Origin of the sequence: Jannaschia seosinensis (assembly GCF_001408515.1) — a bacterium.
Lineage (GTDB): Bacteria > Pseudomonadota > Alphaproteobacteria > Rhodobacterales > Rhodobacteraceae > Jannaschia > Jannaschia seosinensis.
This window is the reverse complement of record NZ_CYPR01000018.1, coordinates 23,145-46,066: the sequence shown is the minus strand read 5'-3', so window position 1 is coordinate 46,066 and position 22,922 is coordinate 23,145. Positions and strand designations below refer to the sequence as shown.

Annotated in this window: 22 protein-coding genes; 12 read left to right on the top strand and 10 right to left on the bottom strand. The window is 69.4% G+C overall.

From position 1 onward, the window contains the following. Positions 1–38: 38 nt before the first annotated feature. From truB to rbfA, 3 genes are read right to left on the bottom strand one after another with little or no spacing between them, the layout of a single operon-like run. A complete protein-coding gene (truB, locus tag JSE7799_RS01730; protein WP_055662056.1) occupies positions 39–938 on the bottom strand; it encodes a tRNA pseudouridine(55) synthase TruB in 900 nt (299 codons plus the stop codon). Continuing rightward, positions 938–1,654 carry a phosphodiester glycosidase family protein gene (locus tag JSE7799_RS01725; protein ID WP_055662055.1) on the bottom strand — a complete coding sequence of 239 codons (717 nt, stop codon included), beginning with the start codon at positions 1,652–1,654 and terminating at the stop codon, positions 938–940. The genes truB and JSE7799_RS01725 overlap by 1 nt, the downstream gene beginning before the upstream one ends. Beyond that, positions 1,651–2,088, bottom strand: coding sequence for a 30S ribosome-binding factor RbfA (gene rbfA, locus JSE7799_RS01720; RefSeq protein ID WP_055662054.1), 438 nt, complete (start codon positions 2,086–2,088; stop codon positions 1,651–1,653). Before rbfA ends, JSE7799_RS01725 begins: the two co-directional genes overlap by 4 nt. 106 nt (positions 2,089–2,194) lie before the next feature. Here rbfA and dapB point away from each other — a divergent pair, with 106 nt between their 5' ends. Continuing rightward, positions 2,195–3,004, top strand: coding sequence for a 4-hydroxy-tetrahydrodipicolinate reductase (gene dapB, locus JSE7799_RS01715; RefSeq protein ID WP_055662053.1), 810 nt, complete (start codon positions 2,195–2,197; stop codon positions 3,002–3,004). A gap of 65 nt (positions 3,005–3,069) precedes the next feature. Here dapB and JSE7799_RS19400 read toward each other — a convergent pair whose 3' ends face one another. Further along, on the bottom strand, positions 3,070–3,366 hold the full coding sequence (locus JSE7799_RS19400) for a DUF1674 domain-containing protein (RefSeq protein WP_245624764.1): 297 nt from the start codon (positions 3,364–3,366) through the stop codon (positions 3,070–3,072). A gap of 67 nt (positions 3,367–3,433) precedes the next feature. Here JSE7799_RS19400 and JSE7799_RS01705 point away from each other — a divergent pair, with 67 nt between their 5' ends. From JSE7799_RS01705 to JSE7799_RS01660, 10 genes are all read left to right on the top strand, one after another. After that, positions 3,434–4,705, top strand: coding sequence for an RsmB/NOP family class I SAM-dependent RNA methyltransferase (locus JSE7799_RS01705; RefSeq protein ID WP_055662052.1), 1,272 nt, complete (start codon positions 3,434–3,436; stop codon positions 4,703–4,705). 87 nt (positions 4,706–4,792) lie between these two features. Continuing rightward, the gene (locus JSE7799_RS01700) at positions 4,793–6,526 is read left to right on the top strand and encodes a heparinase II/III family protein (RefSeq protein ID WP_055662051.1); all 1,734 of its coding nucleotides are present in this window, start codon (positions 4,793–4,795) and stop codon (positions 6,524–6,526) included. Between the two features lie 13 nt (positions 6,527–6,539). Further along, complete coding sequence (purH, locus tag JSE7799_RS01695) at positions 6,540–8,105, top strand: bifunctional phosphoribosylaminoimidazolecarboxamide formyltransferase/IMP cyclohydrolase (protein WP_055662050.1); 1,566 nt, start codon at positions 6,540–6,542, stop codon at positions 8,103–8,105. Further along, positions 8,105–8,578: a signal peptidase II gene (lspA, locus tag JSE7799_RS01690; RefSeq protein ID WP_055662049.1), complete on the top strand. Its 474-nt coding sequence runs from the start codon at positions 8,105–8,107 to the stop codon at positions 8,576–8,578. The genes purH and lspA overlap by 1 nt, the downstream gene beginning before the upstream one ends. A 53-nt stretch (positions 8,579–8,631) precedes the next feature. After that, the gene (locus JSE7799_RS01685) at positions 8,632–9,144 is read left to right on the top strand and encodes a DUF3035 domain-containing protein (RefSeq protein ID WP_055662048.1); all 513 of its coding nucleotides are present in this window, start codon (positions 8,632–8,634) and stop codon (positions 9,142–9,144) included. 150 nt (positions 9,145–9,294) lie between these two features. Continuing rightward, the gene (locus JSE7799_RS01680) at positions 9,295–10,635 is read left to right on the top strand and encodes a M16 family metallopeptidase (RefSeq protein WP_055662086.1); all 1,341 of its coding nucleotides are present in this window, start codon (positions 9,295–9,297) and stop codon (positions 10,633–10,635) included. Continuing rightward, positions 10,632–11,942, top strand: coding sequence for a M16 family metallopeptidase (locus tag JSE7799_RS01675; RefSeq protein WP_055662047.1), 1,311 nt, complete (start codon positions 10,632–10,634; stop codon positions 11,940–11,942). The genes JSE7799_RS01680 and JSE7799_RS01675 overlap by 4 nt, the downstream gene beginning before the upstream one ends. Before the next feature lie 51 nt (positions 11,943–11,993). Next, a complete protein-coding gene (mutL, locus tag JSE7799_RS01670) occupies positions 11,994–13,787 on the top strand; it encodes a DNA mismatch repair endonuclease MutL (protein WP_055662046.1) in 1,794 nt (597 codons plus the stop codon). Positions 13,788–13,830: 43 nt separating this feature from the next. Continuing rightward, complete coding sequence (gene rnr / locus JSE7799_RS01665) at positions 13,831–16,092, top strand: ribonuclease R (RefSeq protein ID WP_055662045.1); 2,262 nt, start codon at positions 13,831–13,833, stop codon at positions 16,090–16,092. A gap of 65 nt (positions 16,093–16,157) precedes the next feature. Continuing rightward, positions 16,158–17,363 (top strand): lytic murein transglycosylase, encoded by a 1,206-nt coding sequence (locus JSE7799_RS01660; RefSeq protein WP_245624762.1) that lies wholly within the window; start codon positions 16,158–16,160, stop codon positions 17,361–17,363. Here JSE7799_RS01660 and JSE7799_RS01655 read toward each other — a convergent pair. The 6 genes from JSE7799_RS01655 to pyk form a co-directional block, all read right to left on the bottom strand. Then, entirely contained in the window at positions 17,324–17,998 is a 675-nt protein-coding gene (locus tag JSE7799_RS01655) for a methyl-accepting chemotaxis protein (protein ID WP_055662043.1), read from the bottom strand. The genes JSE7799_RS01660 and JSE7799_RS01655 overlap by 40 nt on opposite strands. Before the next feature lie 123 nt (positions 17,999–18,121). Then, positions 18,122–19,186, bottom strand: a complete 1,065-nt coding sequence (gene pheS / locus JSE7799_RS01650; RefSeq protein ID WP_055662042.1) for a phenylalanine--tRNA ligase subunit alpha — start codon at positions 19,184–19,186, stop codon at positions 18,122–18,124. A 259-nt stretch (positions 19,187–19,445) separates the two neighbouring features. After that, positions 19,446–19,805: a 50S ribosomal protein L20 gene (gene rplT / locus JSE7799_RS01645; RefSeq protein WP_055662041.1), complete on the bottom strand. Its 360-nt coding sequence runs from the start codon at positions 19,803–19,805 to the stop codon at positions 19,446–19,448. Between the two features lie 12 nt (positions 19,806–19,817). After that, positions 19,818–20,018, bottom strand: a complete 201-nt coding sequence (rpmI, locus tag JSE7799_RS01640) for a 50S ribosomal protein L35 (protein ID WP_055662040.1) — start codon at positions 20,016–20,018, stop codon at positions 19,818–19,820. A gap of 103 nt (positions 20,019–20,121) precedes the next feature. Further along, a complete protein-coding gene (locus JSE7799_RS01635) occupies positions 20,122–20,424 on the bottom strand; it encodes a hypothetical protein (RefSeq protein ID WP_055662039.1) in 303 nt (100 codons plus the stop codon). 1 nt (position 20,425) lies between these two features. Further along, a complete protein-coding gene (gene pyk / locus JSE7799_RS01630) occupies positions 20,426–21,871 on the bottom strand; it encodes a pyruvate kinase (protein WP_055662038.1) in 1,446 nt (481 codons plus the stop codon). Between the two features lie 189 nt (positions 21,872–22,060). Here pyk and JSE7799_RS01625 point away from each other — a divergent pair, with 189 nt between their 5' ends. Further along, complete coding sequence (locus tag JSE7799_RS01625) at positions 22,061–22,891, top strand: DUF481 domain-containing protein (RefSeq protein WP_055662037.1); 831 nt, start codon at positions 22,061–22,063, stop codon at positions 22,889–22,891. The last annotated feature ends 31 nt before the right edge of the window (positions 22,892–22,922 follow it).

Here is a 22,922-nt window from a genome sequence, read left to right as displayed (position 1 = left end):
CAACCTGTTCGGCCCGGACCCCGCGCCGTGGCGAGGTCTCAGCTTCGGAACACCTTGAACGGATGCAGCGCGCCCGCCCGGTAGGTGCCGATGGCGACGGCCCGGCCGTCGCGCGCGGCCCAGCAGGTCGCGCCATGCTCCGCCCCCGACAGGACCTCTCCGGGGTTGCCGTTGCGCAGCCGCGCGGCGGCGGCCTCCGAAACCGGCAGTTCGGGAAGCTCCGCCAGACCCGTCTCGAGCGGCAACAGCCGGGCGAGAAGTGCGGGCGTCCGGGCCTCGGCCTCGATGGTCTCGACCGAAACGCCCTCCTCGGCGCGAAACGGCCCCGACCAGACGCGGCGCAGCCAACCGACATGCCCGAGACATCCCAGCGCATCGCCCAGATCGCGCGCGATCGCACGGACATAACCGCCCTTGCCGCAGACCATCTCCAGCTCGACGCCGTCGGCATCGCTGGCCACCACCTCCAGCCGCGAGACGTGGAGCGGACGCGCGGCAAGCTCCATCTCCACCCCTTCGCGGGCGAGGTCGTAGGCCCGCTCCCCCTCAACCTTCACGGCCGAAACCTGCGGCGGCACCTGCATGATGTCGCCCCGGAAACGGTCGAGCGCCGCCTCCACCGCGTCCGCATCCGGGCGGGCGTCGGACATCTCCGTCACCGTGCCCGACGCGTCGTCGGTCGTCGTACGCGCCCCCCAGACGACGCGGAACCGGTAGCATTTGTCGGCATCGGTGACGAAAGGCACGGTCTTGGTCGCCTCGCCCAGCGCAATCGCCAGAACCCCGGTCGCGTCCGGATCGAGCGTCCCGGCATGGCCGGCCTTCTGCGCGTTCAGCGCCCAGCGGACCTTGCCCACGATATCCGTCGACCCCATGCCCGCCGGCTTGTCCACGACGAGCCAGCCATCGACCGGATCCCCCTTGCGCCGCCGGGCCATCAGTTCCGCTCCGTCACGACGAGGATCGGCCCCATTGCACGGCCCTGATCGCTGCGGCCCAGGGCCGGCGCGTGGAGCCGCGAGATCGAGCCGTCGAGGAACAGCGCATTCGGCGTGGCGAGGACGTCGCGGAACAGCGTGCCCATCTCGTGGAACGTGACCGGCGCGTCGGAGATGGCGAAATGGACCATCCCGTCCGGACCGACCCCGACGCCATTGCGGAACTTGGCCGAATCGCTGTCCGGCAGGAACCGGGGATGGAGCGCGCCGTCGATGACCAGCATCGGCCCAGATTGCGTCGCCGAGACGCAGTCGCGCGGATCGGCCGCGAAGGCGCGGCTTTCGATCACGGCGGCGCGCTCTTCCATCACGCAAAAGACGCCGTTCGGAACCATCCCGAAATTGCCGGGACCCGCGCGGGTGACGATGCCCCGCCGCGTCTCGCCGTCCTCGACATAAAGCCCGACGGGCGCGCGGTCCGCGTGGTACATCCCGCCATTGGTCGCGAACAAAATCGGCGCCTCCGTCTCCCGCTCCAGCGCATCGAAGGAGCCCAGCGGCGCGCCATCCGCCCCCGAAAGCCGCGTCGCGATGTCATGACGCGCCGGGTCGGCGGTGCAGATCGTGAAGGGCTGGCCGCGATGCGTCACCGCTTCGCAGGCCGCCGCCGCCGTTCCGGCCAGCGCGAGCCACAGGAGCGCCGCGAGGCGGATCATTCGCCCCCCTCCCCGTCTCCCTCCAGGTCGTCCTCCTCGCCCGCGGCGATGTCGCGCTGGACGGTCTCGTCGGCGAACATGCGACGGGTGTCGTCGAGCCGGTCGAACGTCTCGTCGATGCGGAACCGCAGGTCGGGCGCGAATTTCAGCGTCATGTCCTTGGAGATCGCATGCCGCAATTCGCCCTTGTTGCGCTTGAGCGCGGCGATGGCCGCCTGCGGGTTCTTTCCGCCCAGGGGCAGAACCCACGCCGTCGCGACCTTGAGGTCGGGCGAAACCGTCACCTCGCCGACGGTGATCGACATGGACAGCAACTCGTCATCGTGGATGTCGCCGCGCATCAGCACATCCGACAGCGTTCGCCGGATCAACTCGCCCACGCGAAGCTGCCGCTGCGAGGGGCCGCCGCCCCTGTCGAACCGGGATCGTGCCATTTGTGGACCCTCCTTGAAGTGGTGGGGGATATTTGCCCGCGCGCCGGGGCGCAAGCGTTGCATGGGACGCGGGGCTGGCCCAAGAGGGAACGGGGAGGATCGTGACATGGCGGCACCGGGAATCGTGGTAATGGGCGGCGCGGGCCGCATGGGGCGGATGCTTTGCGATCTGGTCGCGGCCTCCGATGCGGTGCGGCTCGTCGGGGTGACGGTCGCGCCGGGCCACCCCTGGGCGCACCGCGATCTGGGCGAGGTCCGGGGCGGGACGCCCGACGGCGTGCCGGTAACCGACGACCCGATCGAGGTGGTCGCGCAGGCGCAGGCGGTGATCGACTTCACCACGCCCGCCGCCACGATCGCCATGAGCGAGCTGACCGCGCAGGCCCGCGCCGTCCACGTGATCGGCACGACCGGCCTGACGCCCGAGGATCTGGGCGCGCTGGACCGTGCCGCGCGTCATGCGACCATCATCCGGGCGGGCAACATGTCGCTGGGCGTGAACCTTCTGGTGCAGCTCGTGCGGGAGGTGGCGGGCGCCCTCGGCCCCGATTACGACATCGAGATCGTCGAGGCCCATCACCGCCACAAGGTCGATGCGCCGTCGGGCACGGCGCTGATGCTGGGCGAGGCGGCTGCGGAGGGACGCGGCGTGACGCTGGATTCGGTCGCCGATCGCGGGCGCGACGGCATCACCGGCGCGCGGCGCGAAGGGGCCATCGGGTTCCACGCGATCCGCGGGGGCGATATCGTCGGCGAGCACGACGTCCTCTTCGCCGCCGAGGGGGAGCAGGTGACCCTGCGCCACCGCGCGACCGACCGCTCCGTCTTCGCACGCGGCGCGTTGCGCGCGGCGCTGTGGGGTCAGGGCAAGGGCCCCGGCTCCTACGATATGCTCGACGTGCTGGGCTTGCGGTAAGCTGACACGAACCGACCGCGCGAAATCAAGGACTTGCACCGCAATTACCCATGGGTAATCGCGCATCAGAAATCGATGGCGAGCCCCTTGCGCTCCCAATCGCCGTAGCGAACCGGCTCCGGCCCGTCGCGCCCGCCGAGTTCGGTCGGCATGTCACACGCCTCGCCCTCCCGCTGCCGGACCTCCGCCTCTTCCAGCGCCCGACGCGCCACTTCGGGCAGCGCCGCACGACGGGCCGCCTCCTCGGCGGGCGAAAGCGGGGTCAGGACGGGCCCGCGATTGCGCGGCGTCGTCGGACAGGCCGGCGCGTCGGCGGCCGCCTGCGGTATGGCATCGGGATCGACATTCATGCGCGCGGCCATGGGGGCCTCCTTGCCTTCGGGCACCCTTGGATATACGCGCGGACGCTTGTTCTGCAAGGGATCCGGCATGCCCAAGACCGCCTCCGACCTGCCCGAAAGCCTCGCCGCGCGCATGGGCGCGCTGCGACTGATGGCGCATGTGCTGCGCGATGGACGCATGCTGGGCGACGGGGCTTCGGGTCTCGAGGGGCCGGCGGCGGCGCGGGCCCTGCGTCTGGCGGGCCTCACCCTGCGACATATGGGCCGGGCGGATGCGTTGCTCGCGCAGCGTCTCGACCGGCAGCCGGCCGCGCGCACCCGCGATATCCTGCGGCTGGCGCTGGTCGAGATCTTCGAGGACGGCGCCGCGCCGCACGGGGTCGTCAACGATGCCGTCGCCATGACCCGGCAATCGCCCAAGAGCGTCAAGCAGGCCGGCCTCGTCAACGCCGTCCTGCGCGCGCTGTCAGGGCCGGAGGGCCGGGCGGAGTGGGATGCCCTGCCGCCCCCGGCCCTTCCGCCCTGGCTGCGCAAGCCGCTGGCGAAGGCTTGGGGGCAGGACCGGCTTCGGGCGATAGAGGCGGCGCATCTGGTCTCTCCGCCGCTGGATCTGACGCCGAAGCCGGATGCGCAGATCCTGCCGGAGGGTGCGCGCCTGCCGACCGGATCGCTGCGCCTTGCGGGCGGGCAGGTCTCCGCCCTGCCTGGCTACGAGGCGGGCGCGTGGTGGGTGCAGGATGCCGGCGCCGCGATCCCGGCGCGGCTTCTGGGCGATGTTGCGGGTCTGCGGGTGCTCGACCTCTGCGCGGCGCCCGGCGGCAAGACGATGCAGCTTGCGGCCGCGGGCGCCGACGTCACCTCCCTCGACCTGTCGGAGGGGCGGCTGCGGCGGCTGCGCGAAAACCTGACCCGAACGGGGCTGTCGACTGAGATCGTCGTCGCCGACGCGCTGGAATGGACGCCCGAGGCGCCGTTCGATGCGGTGCTGCTCGATGCGCCCTGCACCGCGACCGGCACGATCCGCCGCCACCCCGACCTGCCGCATCTGCGCGAGGCGCGCGATGTCGAGGCGCTGACCATGCTGCAATACAAGCTGATCGACCGGGCGCTGACCTTCCTGCGCCCCGGCGGGCGGCTGGTCTACTGCACCTGCTCGCTCCTGCCGGTGGAGGGGGAGCATCAGGTGACCGCCGCGCTGAAACGCCACCCGGACTTGGCCGCGGAGGCGCCCGACCCCGCCGAATTCGGCCTGCCACCCGAGGCGGCCTCGCCGCACGGGCTTCGGCTCCTGCCCGACCTCTGGGCCGAACGCGGCGGGATCGACGGGTTCTACATGGCCTTGCTGCGCCGCCCGGAGTGACGGGGATCGCGTGACAGGACCGTGCGCGCATCCTAGACGTGCCGCACAGGGCGCGGGCCGGAACGGGTCCGCAGGGGGAAGGTGGGCATGAAGAGGCCGGGACAGGGCATCCGCGACAGGTGGCGCACCCGCCTCGCCGTGCTGCGCGCGCGGCCGGGGCGGGGACCGCGCGCGATTGTCTGGGGCCCGGAATCGCGCGGCATCGGATCGGCCCGTCGCGGACAGCTCATGCTTTCCGGCATCTGGCATCTCGGGGGCAATCTCGTGGAGGCGCCGGGCGCGAACCCCTGGACCATCGACCCGCCCTCGGCCCCGTTCGAGATGCAGATCCACGGACAGGGCTGGCTCGACGACCTGTTGGCCGCCGATGGCCATCAGGTTCGCGCGGCGGCGCAGGAATGGGTTCTGGACTGGGTGCGGCGCTACGGGCGCGGGACCGGGCCGGGATGGGATCCGGCGCTGACGGGGCGGCGGGTGCTGCGCTGGATCAGCCACGCGCCGACACTGCTGCAGGGGATGCCGCCGGGCGACCGGGCGATGTGGTTTGCGGCGCTCTATACACAGGCGAATTACCTTCAGCGGCGCTGGCGGGATGCGCCCGCGGGCCTGCCCCGGATCGAGGCGCTGACCGGCCTGCTCCATGCCCGGCTGGCGCTGGAGGGGCGGGCTGGTGCCGTGCCCGAGGCCGCAGCGGCGCTGATCCAGGCGGTGACGACCGATCTCGGCCCCGAGGCGGGTGCCCTGCCCTCGCGCAACCCCGAGGCGCTGATGGAGGTGGCGATGCTTCTGGGCTGGTGCATCGACGCGCTGGCCACGCGCGCCGAGGTGCCGGAAGGGATGCGGGAGGCGCAGGCCGCGATCATCCCGACATTGCGGGCGCTCCGCCACGCCGATGGCGGGCTTGCCCGGTTCCACGGCGGCGGACGCGGACGGCCGGGGCGGCTGGACCGGGTGCTGTCGCGTTCGGGCGTGCGGGCGCGTAATTCGACCGGGCTCGCCATGGGGTTCGCGCCCCTCATGCACGGACGGACCAGCGTTATCGTCGACGCCGCGCCGCCGCCCTCGGGCGCGGCCAGCGGGTCGGCCCATGCCTCGACGCTCGCCTTCGAGATGACGTCGGGCCCCTGTCCGGTCATCGTCAATTGCGGGCCCGGCGGCGGCTTCGGGGTCGAGTGGCACCGCGCCGGCCGGGCCACGGCCTCGCATTCCACGCTGGAGATCGAGGGGTATTCCTCGTCGCGCATCGGCGCCCCCATCCCGCAGGGCCACCGCCTGATCGCCCCCCTCGTGCAGCAGCCCCGGCGCGTGCAATGGCAGGCCAACGCCTCCCGGCGCAGTTCGACCATCGTGATGGCGCATGACGGCTACGGCGCGTCGCACGGGCTGACGCATCTGCGGCGGCTGGTCCTGTCGACCGATGGCCGCATCCTGGCCGGCGAGGACAGCCTGCGCGCGGTGTCGCGCGGCGACAAGGACCGGTTCGACGACGTGCAGGTCGGCCAGAAGCCGCACGGCGTGCCGTTCCACATCCGCTTCCACCTGCATCCCGATACCGAGGCGGAGATCGATCTGGGCGGCCGGGCGGTCTCGCTCGGGCTGCCCTCGGGCGAGGTGTGGATCTTCCGCGCCGGCGGCGACCTGCGCCCCACGCTGGAGCCTTCGGTCCATCTGGAGCCCGGCCGCCTGAAGCCGCGCCCGGCCGAACAGGTGGTTTTCTCCGGCCGCGCGGTGGCGTATGCGACCACCGTCGAATGGAGCCTGAAGCTGGCGCAGGAAGCGGCCCCTTCACCATCCGGCCCGCAGGCCAACCCGCAGAATTGACGAGGAGAACCCGATGACCGCCATTCCCGTGAAGCGCGCGCTGATTTCGGTGTCGGAAAAGGCGGGGCTGGTGGATCTGGCCCGCACGCTTGCGGAGCGGGGCGTGGAGATCCTGTCGACCGGCGGCTCGGCCCGCGCGCTGCGCGAGGCGGGGATCGCGGTGCGCGACGTGTCGGACCTGACCGGGCACCCCGAGATGATGGACGGGCGGGTCAAGACGCTGCACCCCAAGGTGCATGGCGGGTTGCTGGCGCTGCGCGACGAACATGCCGCCGACATCGCGGCGCATGACATTGCGCCGATCGACCTGCTGGTGGTCAATCTCTACCCGTTCGAGGCCACCGTCGCGTCCGGCGCGGACGAGGCCACCTGCATCGAGAACATCGACATCGGCGGCCCGGCGATGATCCGCGCGGCGGCCAAGAACCAGCGGTTCTGCTGCGTCGTCACCGACCCCGAAGATTACGACGCCCTGCTGGCCGAAATGGCGGCCAATGACGGCGCGACCACCCTGCCCTTCCGGCAGCGGCAATCGGCGATCGCCTACGGGCGCACGGCGGCCTACGACGCGGCGGTCGCCACATGGATGGCGCGGTTCGAGGAGGTGCCCCGTCGCATCGCCGCCGCCGGTCGGCTGGCGCAGCCGCTGCGCTATGGCGAGAATCCCCATCAGGGCGCGGCCTTCTATACCGACGGCTCCGACCGGCCCGGCGTGGCCACGGCGAAGCAGCATCAGGGCAAGGCGCTGAGCTACAACAACCTCGGCGACACCGATGCGGCGGTGGAACTCGTCGCCGAGTTCGACCGCCCCGCCGTGGCGATCATCAAGCACGCCAATCCCTGCGGCGTGGCCGTGGGCGAGACGCTGGCGGCGGCCTACGGGCGGGCCTTCGACTGCGACAGGACCTCGGCCTTCGGGGGGATCGTGGCGCTGAACGGAACGCTCGACGAACAAACGGCGCGCGCCATCGCCGAGATCTTCACCGAGGTCGTCATCGCCCCTGACGCGACCGACGCGGCCAAGGCGGTGTTCGCCGCCAAGAAGAACCTGCGCCTGCTGACCACCGGCACCCTGCCCGACCCAAAGGCGCCGCGCCGCGCGATGAAGCAGGTGGCCGGCGGCTGGCTGGTGCAGGATCACGATACGGGTGTGCTGCGGCCGTCGGCCCTGAGGGTGGTAACCAAGCGCGCGCCGACCGACGATCAGATGCGCGACCTGCTCTTCGCGTGGCGGGTGGCCAAGCACGTGAAATCCAACGCCATCGTCTATGCCAGGGACGGCGCGACCGTCGGCATCGGCGCGGGCCAGATGAGCCGGCTCGATTCCTCGCGCATCGCCGCGCGCAAGGCCGAGGACGTGGCCGAGGCAATCGGCCTGCCGCATTCCGCCGCACGCGATTCCGTCGTGGCGTCGGACGCGTTCTTCCCCTTTGCCGACGGGCTTCTGGCCGCGGCCGAGGCGGGCGCGCGCGCGGTGATCCAGCCGGGCGGGTCGATGCGCGACGCCGACGTGATCGCGGCGGCCGACGAGGCGGGGCTGGCCATGGTGTTCACCGACATGCGCCATTTCCGTCACTGATGCGCGCGCTGCTTCTTTCCGCCGCCGGCGCCTTCGCGGTCGATCAGATCTCGAAGATCGCCGTGGTGCATTGGCTCGACCTCAAGCATCTGCTGGTCATGCCGGTCGCGCCGCCGTTCCTCGTGTTCCGCATGGGCTGGAACGCGGGGATGAATTTCGGCCTGCTTTCGGGGGCCGAGGCCCGGTGGATCCTGATCGCGCTGGCGGTCGTGGTGTCGGTCGTGCTGATCTGGTGGGCGCGGGGCTTCACGCGGACACGGGCCCGTGTCGCGGCGGGGCTGATCGTCGGCGGGGCCCTCGCCAACGCGTTCGACCGGGTGCTCTACGGGGCGGTGGCGGATTTCCTGAACATGTCGTGCTGCGGCATCGAGAACCCGTTCGCCTTCAACCTCGCGGACGTGTTCATCTTTGCCGGGGCGGCGGGGCTGGTCCTGTGGGGCGAGGATCGGCCGCGCGCGGCGAAGACCCCGTGACGATGCGGCACGGCTGCGCTAGGGCTGCGCAAGGGGCGCGACGGAGGGATGCGATGACGGGACGGTTCTGCATGGCGGCGGCGCTCGCGCTCGGCCTCGTGGGCTGCGGCGGCGGTGAACCGGATCTGCTCACCCTGCGCAAGGCCGACAGCACGCCCGACGAGTTCTCCATCCTGCCGACCCGGCCGCTGCAATCGCCGCCCCCGGGCGCCGGCCTGCCGCCGCCGACGCGCGGCGGGGGCAACCGCGCCGATCCCGCGCCGCAGGCCGAGGCGATCGCCTCGCTCGGCGGCAACCCGGCCGCCGGCGCGCAGGGCGACGGCGCGCTGATCGCCACGGCGACGCGTTACGGCCTGAGCGATAACATCCGCGGCCAGCTTGCCGCCGAGGATCTCGCCTTCCGCCGGGCCAATGACGGCCTGCTGCTGGAGCGTCTGTTCGACCTCAACGTCTATTACCGGGCGTATCAGGTGCAGGCGCTCGACCAATATGCGGAGCTGGAGCGTCTGCGCCGTTTCGGGGTGCGGACGGTGGCCGCGCCGCCGGACCCGGCGACGCTGGACTGACGGCTCACGGGATCGTCATGTTGACGCGGGTGTCCGCGCGTTTGAAAACGCATCGCGGCCTCCGTATCTGACGTGAGACAGTATTCCACCGCCGGAGGACAGACCTTGCGCCAGACATTCCTAGCCGCCGCCCTTGCCTGTGTGCCGGTGATGGCGACGGCCGCCGAGGAGCAAACCGGCGCCGTCACGACCTTCACGCTCGACAACGGGCTTGACGCGATCGTGATCGAGGATCATCGCGCGCCCGTGGCCGTCCACATGATGTGGTACGATGTCGGCGCCGCGGATGAGCCGCCGGGCAAATCGGGCATCGCGCATTTCCTCGAACACCTGATGTTCAAGGCGACCGACGACATGGAGGCGGGCGAGTTCTCCCGCGTGGTCGAGGCGCAGGGCGGATCCGACAACGCCTTCACCAGCCAGGATTACACGGGCTACTTCCAGCGCGTCGCCGCCGACCGGCTCGGCCTGATGATGGAGATGGAAGCCGACCGGATGCGCGACCTGCAATTCGACGACGCGGACATGCTGACCGAACTTGATGTCGTGCTGGAGGAGCGGGCCCAGCGGACCGACAGCGATCCGGGCGCGCTGTTCTCGGAGATGCGCAACGCGTCGCAATATCTCAACCACCCCTACCGCATCCCGATCATCGGCTGGCAGCACGAGCTTGAGGCCCTGACGCTTCAGGATGCGCTCGATTTCTACCGGACGTATTACGCGCCCAACAACGCGACACTGATCGTGGCCGGCGATGTCGATCCGCAGGAGGTCCGTGCGCTGGCCGAGACGCATTACGGGCCGCTCGATCCGACGCCCGGCCTGGAGCCCCGCACGCGCCCCGCCGAGCCGCCGCAGCGCGCGCCGCGGCGCCTGACCTTCACCGACGAGCGGGTGTCGAACCCCTACGTCATGCGCACCTATCTCGCCCCGGAACGCGATGCCGGCGCGCAGCAGGAGGCCGCCGCCCTGACGGTCCTGGCGCAGATCCTGGGCGGGTCCTCGGCCACCTCGCTGATGGGCCGCACGCTGGAGCAGGACGAGGGCACCGCGCTCTACACCACCGCCTTCTATGACGGGACCAGCTATGACGACACGACCTTCGGCCTCGTAGTCATGCCGGTGCCGGGCCGCACGCTCGAAGAGGCGGAGGCGGACATGGACCGGATGATCGAGACGCTGCTGACGGAGGGGCTCGACCCCGCGCAGCTTGAGCGGATCAAGACGCAGGTCCGCGCCTCCGAAATCTATGCGCGCGACAGCTTGCAGGGCCTTGCCCGACGCTACGGCGTGGCGGTGACGTCCGGCCTGAATGTCGCGGATGTGGACGAATGGCCCGACTTGCTGGACAATGTGACCGAGGCCGACGTGCGCGAGGCCGCGCGCGCCGTCTTCGACCCGAACCGTTCCGTGACGGGCTATCTGACGCGGCCCGAACCCGCGGCCGTGGCAGAGGCCGCACCCGAATCCGAAATCGAGGCCACCGAATGACCCGTCTGATCCTCACGCTCGTCGCCTGCCTGCTGCCGCTCAAGGCGCTGGCCATCGAAATCCAGGAAGTCACCTCTCCCGGTGGCATCACCGCCTGGCTCGTGGAGGAGGAGTCCATCCCCTTCGTGTCGATGGACATCCTGTTCGAGGGGGGCGCCAACGAGGATGCCCCTGCCCGGCGCGGGGCGACCAACATGATGATGGGCCTGCTCGAAGAGGGCGCGGGCGAGCGGGACAACCGCGAATTCGCCGAGGCCGTCGAGGCCGCCGCCGCGCGCCTGTCCTTCGAGACGAACAACGACACCGTCGGCGTGGGCTTCACCTTCCTGACCGAGAACCGGGAGGAAAGCGTCGCGCTCCTGCGCGATGCGCTGGTCTCGCCCCGTTTCGACGCCCCGGCGGTGGAGCGCGTTCGCGATCAGGTGCTCGCGGGCCTCGCCTCCGACGCCCGCGACCCGCGGGAGATCGCTTCGCGCACCCTGGCCGCCCTGTCCTTCCCCGGCCATCCCTACGGCACACCGCTGGAGGGGACGCCGGAGACGGTCGCCGCCCTGTCGATCGAGGATCTTCGCCACGCGCATCAGCGGGCCCTGACGCGCGACCGCGCCGTCATCGGCGTCACCGGTGACATCACGCCGGAGGAACTTGGCCCCCTGCTCGACCGCCTGCTGGGTGACCTGCCGACCTTCGACGGCGAACCGGTCTCCGACATCGATCCGGCGACCGAAGGCGGTGTGACGGTGGTGGATTTCCCGTCGCCGCAATCGGTCGTGCTGTTCGGTCATGAGGGGATCGATTTCGACGATCCGGATTACTTCGCGGCCTATATCCTCAACCACATTCTGGGCGGTGGCGGCTTCGGCTCCCGCCTGACCGAGGAGTTGCGCGTCGATCGCGGCCTGACCTACGGAATCGGCACCTCCCTCGTGCCGCGCGATCACGCCGCGCAGATCCTGGGCCAGTTCGCCTCCTCCAACGACAAGACCGCCGAAGCGGTGGAGTTGGTGCGCGAGGAATGGACGCGGATGGCCGAGGAGGGCGCGACCGAGGCCGAGATCGACGCCGCCAAGACCTACATCACCGGCGCCTATCCGCTCCGCTTCGACGGCAATTCGCGAATCGCCGCGATCCTTGCGGGAATGCAGTCGAACGACCTGCCGATCGACTATATCGACACGCGCAACGACAAGGTGATGGCGGTCACGCCCGAAGACATCGCCCGCGTGGCGGAGACGCTGCTCGATCCGGAAGCGCTGCATTTCGTGGTGGTGGGCAAGCCGGAGGATCTTGAGACGAAGGCCTTCTGAACGGTCTTCCGATCTGGCCGAGCGGGGGGCGTCCGTGCTAGCGGTTGCGCCATGGGCGCGACCGACCGCAATATGATGCTGCCACGCATCCGGCAGCTTGACGAGGCGGCGACGAACCGCATTGCCGCGGGCGAGGTGGTCGAACGTCCTGCCTCGGCGGTGAAGGAGTTGGTGGAAAACGCGCTCGACGCGCGGGCCCGGCGGATTTCGGTCGAGATTGCCGACGGGGGTCGGACCCTGATTCGCGTCACCGATGACGGGCACGGCATTGACGCCGACGATCTGGAACTGGCCCTGTCGCGGCATGCGACCTCCAAGATCGACGGCAGCGACCTGCTCAACATCCACACGTTTGGCTTTCGCGGCGAGGCGCTGCCGTCGCTGGGCGCGGTCGGGCGGCTGACGATCACGTCCCGCGCCGAGGGCGCATCGGAGGCCGCGCAGATCCAGGTCTCCGGCGGCCGGATCGCGCCGCCGCGCCCCGCCGCGCTGCGCGCCGGTACCGTGGTCGAGTTGCGCGATCTGTTTCACGCCACGCCCGCGCGGCTGAAGTTCCTGAAATCCGAGCGCTCCGAGGCGATGGCGGTGACCGATGCGCTCCGCCGCCTCGCCATGGCGGAACCGGGCGTGGCCTTCACCCTGCGCGACGTGTCGGACGGGGGCGATCGCGTGCTGTTCCGCGCCGATGCCGCCTCCGACCGGGCGGAGCGTCTGGCCGCGATCATCGGCCGCGATTTCGGCGCCAATTCCCTGACGCTGGAGGCGGAGCGCGACGGCGTGCGCCTGTCGGGTCAGGCGGCGCTGCCGACCTATTCGCGCGGCAATGCGGTGCATCAATATCTCTTCGTCAACGGCCGCCCGGTGCGCGACCGGATGCTGACTGGCGCGCTTCGCGGGGCCTATATGGACGTGCTGGCCAAGGATCGGCACGCGGTCGCGGCGCTCTACCTCGATTGCGATCCGGTTCTGGTCGATTGCAATGTGCATCCGGCCAAGACGGAGGTGCGGTTTCGCGATGCGGGCGTGGTGCGCGGCCTGATCGTGGCGGGGGTTCGTCATGCGCTGGCCGAGGCCGGCCACCGGGCGTCGACCACCGTCGCCGACGACACGCTGGGCAAGATGGCGCCCGAGCGGCCCAAAGCGCCGGTCTACCAGATGGACCGCCCGTCGCAGGCTGCCCGCGCGACCGCTTATGCCGCCCAGATGCCCGGCCTCGCGGAGGCCCCCTCCGCACGCGTGGAGCCCGAGCCCCGGCAGGAGGACGCGGCCCGGCCGCTCGGCGCTGCGCGCGCGCAACTTCACGGCAACTGGATCATAGCGCAGACGCAGGACGGCTTCGTTCTCGTCGATCAGCATGCCGCGCATGAGCGGCTGGTCTATGAGGGGCTGAAGGCGCAGATGGCGGATCGCGGGATCCGGACGCAGGCGCTTCTGATCCCCGAAGTGGTCGAGATCGGCGAACTGGCCGAGCGGCTTCTGGAGCTGGACCTCGGCCGCCTCGGCCTCGTGCTGGAGCCGTTCGGGCCGGGAGCCGTCGCGGTGCGCGAGACGCCGGCGACGCTCGGCAATTGCTCCGCCCGCGCGCTTCTTCTCGACATCGCCGAGGAGATCGAGGCCGAGGAGGAAAGCGATCCGCTGACGCTTCAGGCCCGGCTCGACGCGATCCTGAGCCGCATGGCCTGCCACGGCTCCGTCCGGTCCGGTCGCCAGATGGGCGCCGACGAGATGAATGCCCTGCTGCGCGAGATGGAGCGCACCCCCGCTTCCGGGCAGTGCAATCACGGGCGGCCCACCTATGTGGAGCTGAAGCTCGCCGATATCGAACGTCTGTTCGGTCGCCGTTGAGCCGGCATGGATAAGACGGGGGTCGCGTGCTAGCTCCCCCACCATGAGCCAGCTACCTACCAAAGCGGACATCCTGCAATGGATCGCCGACAATCCCGCCCTCACCTCCAAGCGTGACGTCGCAAAGGCGTTCGGCATCAAGGGCGCCGCCCGAATCGACCTCAAGCGTCTCCTCAAGGAGCTCGAGGCCGAGGGGCACCTGACGAAGCGCAAACGGTCCTACGACGATCCGAACCGCCTGCCCCCCGTCTCGGTGCTGCGCGTGGTGGGCACGGATCCGGATGGTGATCTGTTCCTCGCACCGCATGATTGGCAGGGCGACGAGCCCGAGCCGCGCATCCTGTTCATCCCCAAGGAGGGGGACCCCGCGCTGGCCGAGGGGGACCGCGTTCTGGCGCGCCTGACGGAGGTGGAGGACGAGGATCATTCCCACGAGGGACGCCTGATCCGCAGGCTTTCGACCGGGCCGCGCAAGGTGCTGGGCATCTTCCGCCGCACCTCGGAGGGCGGACGGATCGAGCCGATTGACAAGGGTGTCGACCGGGAATGGCTGGTCCCCTCCGGCGCGACGGGCGACGCCCGCGATGGCGAGCTGGTCGAGGCGGAGCAGAGCGGGCCGAAGGGGCGGATGGGCCTGCCGAAGGCCAAGGTCGTCACACGGCTGGGCGATCCCGGCGCGGCGAAGGCGGTCAGCCTGATCGCCATCCACCAGCACGGCCTGCGCGACGAGTTTCCGGACGACGCCATTGCCGAGGCCGAGGCGGCGGAGCCTCCGGTGCTGGGCGAGCGGACCGATCTGCGGGACCTGCCGCTCGTCACCATCGACCCGTCGGATGCACGTGATCACGACGATGCCTGCTACGCCCATGCCGATGACGACCCGAAGAACCCCGGCGGCCATGTCATCTGGGTCGCGATTGCGGATGTCGCGGCTTACGTCACGCCGGGCTCCGCGCTCGACCGGGAGGCGCTGCTGCGCGGCAACTCCACCTACTTCCCCGATCGCGTGGTGCCGATGCTGCCCGATGCGCTGTCGGGCGATCTGTGTTCGCTGCACGAGGGGGTGGAGCGTGCCTGCATCGCGGTGCGGATGCGCGTGACCGAGGACGGGCGCCTGATCGAGGCGCTGTTCCACCGCGGGCTCATGCGCTCACCCGCGAGCCTGCATTACGAGGAGGTGCAGGCCGCGTTCGACGGCGATCCGAACGACCGCACCGCGCCCCTGCTCGACGATGTCATCCGCCCGCTCTACGCCGCCTATGGCGCGCTGCGCCGCGCGCGTGCCGCGCGTGAGCCGCTGGACCTCGACCTGCCGGAGCGGCGGATCGAGTTGAGCGAGACGGGCGAGGTGACGTCGGTCGCCTTCAAGGACCGGCTCGATGCGCACCGGCTGATCGAGGAGTTCATGATCCTCGCCAACGTCGCCACCGCCGAGGAGTTGATCGCCCGGCGTGTCCCCCTCCTCTTCCGCGTCCACGAGGAGCCGGAGGCTGACCGGATCGAGAGCCTGCGCGAGACGGCGCAGGCGTCGGGCTTTTCGCTGCCCAAGGGTCAGGTCCTGCGCACGGCCGCGCTGAACCGGCTGCTGCGGGATGCGGCGGGGACGGAGCTGTCGGAGCTGATCTCCATGTCGACGCTGCGCGCGATGCAGCAGGCCTATTACGCGCCGGTCCATCTGGGGCATTTCGGCCTCGCGCTGCGGTCCTACGCGCATTTCACCTCGCCGATCCGACGCTATGCGGACCTCGTGGTGCACCGCGCGCTGATCACGGCGCATGGATGGGGGCCGGATCCCGCAAAGGACGGGCTGTCGGAGAGCGAGATCGAGTTGCTTGACGCCACCGCCAAGGCCATCAGCGAGGCGGAGCGCCGGTCGATGGTGGCCGAGCGGGACACGAACGACCGCTATCTCGCCGCGTTTCTGGCCGATCAGGTGGGGGCCGAGTTCACCGGCCGCATCTCGGGGGTGCAGGCATTCGGCGTATTCGTGAAGCTCGACGAGACGGGCGCCGACGGACTGATCCCGGTGCGCTCGCTCGGGGCGGAGTATTTCCGCTACGACCGGGATGCGCAGGTGTTGACCGGCACCGAGAGCGGCACGGAGATCGGACTGGGCCAGCGGGTAACCGTGCGTTTGGCCGAGGCGGTGCCGGTGACCGGGGGTCTGACGCTGGAGCTTCTGTCGATCGAGGGGGAACGGATGCGGCCGAAGGGACGCGGACGCGGTCGCCCCTCCGGCGCGAGCAAGCCGAAGAAGGGCAAGCTGCGCAAGGCGCCGGGGCGTGGTCGCGCCAAGCGGCGCTGACGGGGTTTCGTTCGCCGCCCGAGCCGCTAGACTCGCGGATGTCTTTCCGACCCACAGGTATTCCGATGCGCGCGTTACTGGTGTTGCTGTTCCTCGCCCTGCCCGCCGCGGCAGACATCCGGCCGGTGGCACGCCCGGAGCGGGCGGAGGCGTTTCCCTTCGCCGAATGGGTGGCCGGATTTCGCGACCGGGCGTTGGCCGCCGGGCTCACCGCCCCGACCTTCGATGCGGCGATGGCGGATGTGGAATACCTGCCCAACGTGATCCGCCTCGACCGCCGGCAGTCGGAGTTCACCAAGACCATCTGGGACTATCTCGACGCGGCCGCGAGCGATACGCGCGTGCGCAACGGGCGTCAGGCACTGGACCGCCACGCCGCGACTTTCGACGTGATCGAGGCCCGGCACGGTGTTCCGCGCGAGGTCGTGGCGGCGATCTGGGGGCTGGAGACGAGCTACGGCGCGGTGCGCGGCGACACGCCGACGCTTTCGGCGCTGGCGACGCTGGCTGCTGATTCGCGGCGGGGGGCGTTTTTCGAGGAGCAGCTTCTCGATGCGCTGCGAATCCTCGATCAGGGCGAGGCCGCGCGGGCCGATCTGCGCGGCTCCTGGGCCGGTGCCATGGGCCACACGCAGTTCCTGCCTTCGTCGTGGCATGCACATGCGGTCGATCATGACGGCGACGGTCGCCGCGACATCTGGGGTGCCGATCCGGCCGACGCGCTGGCATCGACTGCGGCCTATCTCGTCGCGAACGGCTGGGTTTCAGGGCAGCCATGGGGCGCGGAGGTCATCCTGCCCGAGGGGTTCGACTATCGCCTCACCGGCGAGCGGGTTGAGAAGACCGCACCGGAATGGGCTGCCCTCGGGGTGCGGACGGCGACGGGTGCGCCGCTGCCGGAGGCGGGACCGATCTCCATTCGCGTGCCGGGGGGGCACGAGGGCGCGGCCTTTGCCACCTATGGCAACTTTCGCGCGCTCGAGAGCTACAACACCGCCGACGCCTATGTGATTGCCGTGGGGCATCTCTCCGACCGTCTCGCCGGGGGCGGGCCGCTGGTCGGCGGCTGGCCTCGCGGGGATCGCGCGCTGAGCTATGACGAGCGGATCGCGCTGCAGGAGGGGTTGCGCGCCGCTGGGTTCGATCCGCTGCGGATCGATGCGCGGATCGGGCCGGACACGCTGGACGCGATCCAGCGTTGGCAGGCCTCCGAAGGGCTGGCTCCCGATGGCTACATCGATGCGGACCTGCTGGCGCGATTGCTGCGCTGACCTTCCTCGCCCGAGGCCGTCTGTGCGTGCGCGTCGTCGCCGAGGCGGCTGCGCATTTCGGCCACAAGTTGCGATGATTGCGTAGCGAGGCCCCGCATTTCGGCGGAAATAACCTTGAATGTACGGCCCGATTCGCCGCCGGCGCGCGCTGCTTCGACGGAGGCGTTGATCGAGACCATCCCGATCATGCGGCTGATGCGGCTCATATCCCGGGTCATCCTGTCCAGCAGGGCGCTCCGCTCGGCCATCTGTTCGATCTGCTTGCTCAGGCGCGCATCCTGACGCTCCTGCACATGCGCGATGAGGTCGTAGATCGCTTGGAGAACCTCCTGCCGGGCCATGTTCGCCAGCGCCACCGCCTCCGCCCGGTCGAAGCACATGGCCCGATCCGGAAGCGTCTCGATCCGGTCGAGGAATGTCTGAATGGCCTGTTGCTGCGGCTTGATCTTGTCCATGTCTGCGAATGACGTACCATCGCGGAGCGCCTGCTCCATCGCGCCATGGAACCGGCCGCAATAATCGGACAGGTCCTCCGCCGCGTCGGACCGCTCTTCCTGCGTCGCGGCGGTCGCGCAGATCACGGCCAGCGCCCCGATGTTGAGCGCGTAGCCGCGTGTGCGCCCGATGAGCGCCATCAGGCTGCTGGCAACGTCGTCGGGATTCCCGGCTACAGGACCTACGGGAAACCCTTGTATTGCGTTCATCTCGGCTCCCGGTCCACGTGCCGGGAAGGCTACCAAGCGGAAGTTGACGAAGGGTTACCCGGCGTGCCGCGTCGGTGCCTGCAGCGCGCCGAAGCCGTAATGGCGCAGCCAGCGCAGATCGCTGTCGAAGAAGGCCCGCAGGTCGGGGATGCCGTATTTCAGCATCGCGATCCGGTCGATGCCCATGCCGAAGGCGAAGCCCTGCCAGACATCCGGGTCAATGCCGCCGGCCGCGAGCACCTTCGGATGGACCATGCCGGAGCCGAGGATTTCCAGCCAATCGTCGCCTTCGCCCAGCTTGAGCGTTCCGCCCTCCCAGGAGCAGCGGATATCCACCTCGGCCGAGGGTTCGGTGAAAGGGAAGTGCGAAGCGCGAAACCGCAGGGCGATGTCGTCGACCTCGAAGAACGCGCGGCAGAACTCCTCCAGGCACCATTTCAGATTCGCCATGGAGATGTCGCGGTCGATGGCCATGCCTTCGACCTGATGGAACATCGGCGTGTGGGTCTGGTCGTAATCGGCGCGGTAAACCCGGCCGGGGCAGATCACCCGCAGGGGTGCGCCGGTGGCCTCCATCGCGCGGATCTGCACCGGCGAAGTATGGGTGCGCAGGACGTGGGGCGGCCGGTCGTCGCCCTCCGCGCGCGCCATGTAGAACGTGTCCATCTCGGCGCGCGCGGGGTGATGGCCGGGGATGTTGAGCGCGTCGAAATTGTACCAGTCCGTCTCGATCTGGGGGCCTTCGGCGACGCTGAACCCCATATCGGCGAAGATCGCGGTGACCTCCTCGGTGACCTGGCTGACGGGATGGATGCTGCCCCGCCGACGAGTTCGCGCGGGCAGCGTGACGTCGAGCCATTCGCCTCGCAGCCGCTCGTCGAGGGCGGCATCCTCCAGCCCGGCCTTGCGCGCGGCGATGGCGGAGTTGATCTCGTCCTTGAGGGCGTTGAGCGCGGGGCCGACCTGTTGCCGCTCTTCGGGGGTCATCCGGCCGAGCTCGCGCATCTTCAGCGCAACCTCGCCCTTCTTGCCGACCGCCTCCAGACGCACGGCCTCAAGCGCGGCCTCGTCGCCGGCATCGGCAATCCGGGTGAGGTACTTGTCGCGCAGATCGTCCATGCGTGGCTCCGTTCGATAACGGCCGCTAGCTAGCCTGCGCGCCCCGCCCCCGCAACCGCTGACGCCGCCGGCGCGGCGGAAGGTTCGGCTTCGCGCGGCGCGGTGGCGAGGGTGCCCCATTGGACCGACCTGCACCTTGCTTGCGAGGGAGACAGATCAGGCGGGTGCACCGCTTGCACAGCCAATCAGGTGCCCCCGGAACGTGAAAAGGGGCCCCGTGAGGGACCCCGACTCGGATGTCTTGCTTTCAACGGGTGATTCAAGCCGCGGCCTTGGCCTGCTCCACGATGGCGGCGAAGGCGTCAGGCTCGTGCACCGCGAGATCGGCGAGAACCTTGCGGTCGACCTCGATCCCGGCCTTGGACAGCGCGTTGATGAAGCGCGAATAGCTCATTTCGGCATCATGCGCGCGCACGGCCGCGTTGATCCGCTGGATCCACAGCGCGCGGAAGTTGCGCTTGCGGTTCTTGCGGTCGCGGGTGGCGTACTGGTTCGCCTTGTCCACAGCCTGCGTGGCGGTGCGGAAGGTCTTGGACCGACGGCCGTAATAGCCTTTGGCGGCGGTCAGGACCTTCTTATGGCGGGCATGGGTGACCTTGCCGGACGTAACTCGGGACATATCCGATCCTCCTCAGCGATCGTAGGGCATAAAGCCCTTGACGATCTTGGCGTCCGGCTCGGACAGGGTGGTCAGGCCGCGGGCATCGCGGATGAATTTCTTGTGGCGCTTGATCATGCCGTGGCGCTTGCCGGCCTGGCCGGCGAGCACCTTGCCCGTCGCGGTCACCTTGAAGCGCTTCTTGGCGCTCGACTTGGTCTTCATCTTGGGCATTTCGGGCTCCTTGCTGCAACGCGCGCCTCGGCATCCCAATCGCCGGGCGTGCGGGTATTCGAGCGGGCCGTGTAGCGGGGATGTCGCGAGGTGGCAAGCGGCTCTAGCGCAGGATCCCCATCAGGATTTCACCGATGGCCGCGGGCATGGCGCGGGGGCCAAGATCCGCCCGGTGCGCCTCCGCGAGCCAGTAGAGGATCGCGAGTCCGGCGAGCAGCATCACCAGCGACAGCCAGGACAGACGCCGCTCCGTCCCGGCCACGGCGAGACCCGTCAGGCCCAACCCCGCCACCAAGATCGCCGCGACGGCGAGCAGGGCCGGATCAGGGGGCGCGGGGACGGGAATGGGCGGCCGTGCCGCCCACCAGTTTGACAGGGCGGCGAGAAGGTCGCCGGCCCGATCCATGTCAGTCGACTTCGGACCCGAAGATCAGCCGCTCGTCGCAGGGAGCGACCCGCAGGATGTTCGTCGAGCCGGCCACGTTGAACGGGATGCCGGCAGTGACCACGACCTGATCGGGGAGGTCGACGAAACCGCCCGCCTTGGCCGCGCGAACGGCGGAGACGACGGCGTATTTGAAGCGCTCCACCGACTGCGTCTCGACCGAATGGGTCCCCCAGGACAGCACGAGCCGCCGGGCCGTCTTGGCGATCGGGGTCAGGGCGATGATCGGCACGCGCGGGCGTTCCCGGCTGACCTTCAGCGCGGTGGAGCCCGAATGCGAGAAGACGCAGATCGCCTTGATGTCCGTCGTCTCCGCGATTTCGCGCGCGGCCGCCACGATGCCGTCCGCCGTGGTGGTCAGCTTCGACGAGCGGCTCGCCTCGATGATCTCGCGGTAGACCTCGTCGCCCTCGACCTCGCGCGCGACGTTGTCCATCGTGCGCACCGCCTCGATCGGATAGGCGCCGGCCGCCGATTCCGCCGACAGCATGATCGCGTCCACCCCTTCGTAGATGGCGGTCGCGACATCGGAGACCTCGGCGCGCGTGGGCATCGGGCTGTCGATCATGCTTTCGAGCATCTGCGTCGCCACGATCACCGGCTTTGCCGCGGCGCGGCACTTGCGGGTCAGGCGCTTCTGGATCGGCGGCACGGCCTGAACCGGACATTCGACGCCCAGATCACCGCGCGCGACCATGATGCCGTCGGAGGCAGCGAGGATCTCATCGAACGCGGCAACCGCTGCCGGCTTCTCGATCTTCGACAGGATCGCCGCGCGGCCCTGCACGAGGTCGCGCGCCTCGTCGACATCGGCCCGACGCTGCACGAAGGACAGCGCCAGCCAGTCGACGCCGAGGCCGCAGACGAAGTCGAGGTCCTTGCGGTCCTTCTCCGACAGCGCGGCGAGCGGCAGTACCACGTCGGGCACGTTCACGCCCTTGCGGTTGGAGATGGTGCCCCCGGTGACGACGGTGCATTCGGCGAAATCGGCGCCGCACCTGTCGACCGTCAGGCGCAGCTTGCCGTCGTTGACCAGCAGGGTCTTTCCCGGCTCAAGTGCGTCAAAAATCTCACGGTGCGGCAGTTGGACGCGGGTGGCGTCGCCCGGTGTTTCGTCGAGGTCGAAGCGGAAGCTCTGGCCCTCTTCGATCTCGGCGGAATCACCCTCGAATACGCCACAGCGCAGCTTGGGGCCCTGCAGGTCGGCGAGGATCGCGATCGGGCGGCCCAGATCGCGTTCGATATCGCGGATGATGTTGTGCCTGCTGCGAATATCGTCGTGATCTCCGTGGCTCATATTGAGGCGAAAAACGTCCGCGCCCGCCTCGAAGAGCGCACGAATCATGTCGTAGTCGCTGGAAGCGGGACCGAGCGTAGCGACGATCTTGACGTTGCGGTGGCGTCTCATGGCTTATCCTTGCGAATTGTACGTCGTGCGTTTCGACGCTTCATGCCCGCAGGCGGGCGCGCGGGCAACCGCCTAGGGTTAATGGGGCTCTGGCCGTTTCTCGTTAATTGTGCAAATAGGCCGGCAACTGCGGGAACAATCACATCCCCGTGGGGTTTTAAACGCTCAACGATGATTCGGAGTAATTTCATGGACAAACTGTTCGCCAGTGCCGCTACGGCCGCATTGCTGGTGGCGTTCGCCGCCCCCGTCCACGCTCAGGCGACCGATCTGACAGGCGTCCAAAGCCTCGATGACCGCATCGACGACATCCGTGAAGATGTTGAGGACGATCTGGCCGAAGCCGATGACGACCTGCGCTACAACATCAACGGCGTGCCTCAGGGCTTTCGTGGCTCCATCGCGCTCCGCGCGTCCGGCACCGACGGCAACACCGAGACGGCTGATCTGTCCGGCGCGGGCCGCCTGACCTACGGGATCGGCAACTGGTCGCACAGCTTTGGCATCGCGGCCGAGTACGGCGAGTCCGACGGCGACACCGACGAGGAAGAGATCTACGCGACCTACGAAGGTCTGCGGGCTTTCACGCCGCGCCTCTTCGCCTTCGGCACCGGCCGTCTGGAGTATGACAACTTCGACACCGTCGAGCGTGACGCGTTCCTCGGCGCCGGTCTCGGCTACCGCATCCTGAACCAGCCGAACAACACGTGGCGCGTTCAGGCGGCACCCGGTGTGCGTTACACCGAGCTGCAGACGGGCGAAGACGACACCGAGTTCGCCGGCATCCTGTCCTCGCGCTACTACTATGGCTTCAGCGAGAATGTTTCGCTGACGAGCGACATCGATGTCCTGACGTCCGACCAGAACACGCTGGTCACCAGCGACTTTGGCGTGAACTACCGCATGTCGAACAACCTCTCGACGCGCTTCAGCGTTCGCAGCGAGTACAACAGCGACCCGCTGCCGGGCTTCGACGATGTCGACAACACCTTCGGCGTCGCGCTGATCGTCGGCTTCTGATCCGACTCGGCGGGCCGGTGATCCGGCCCGC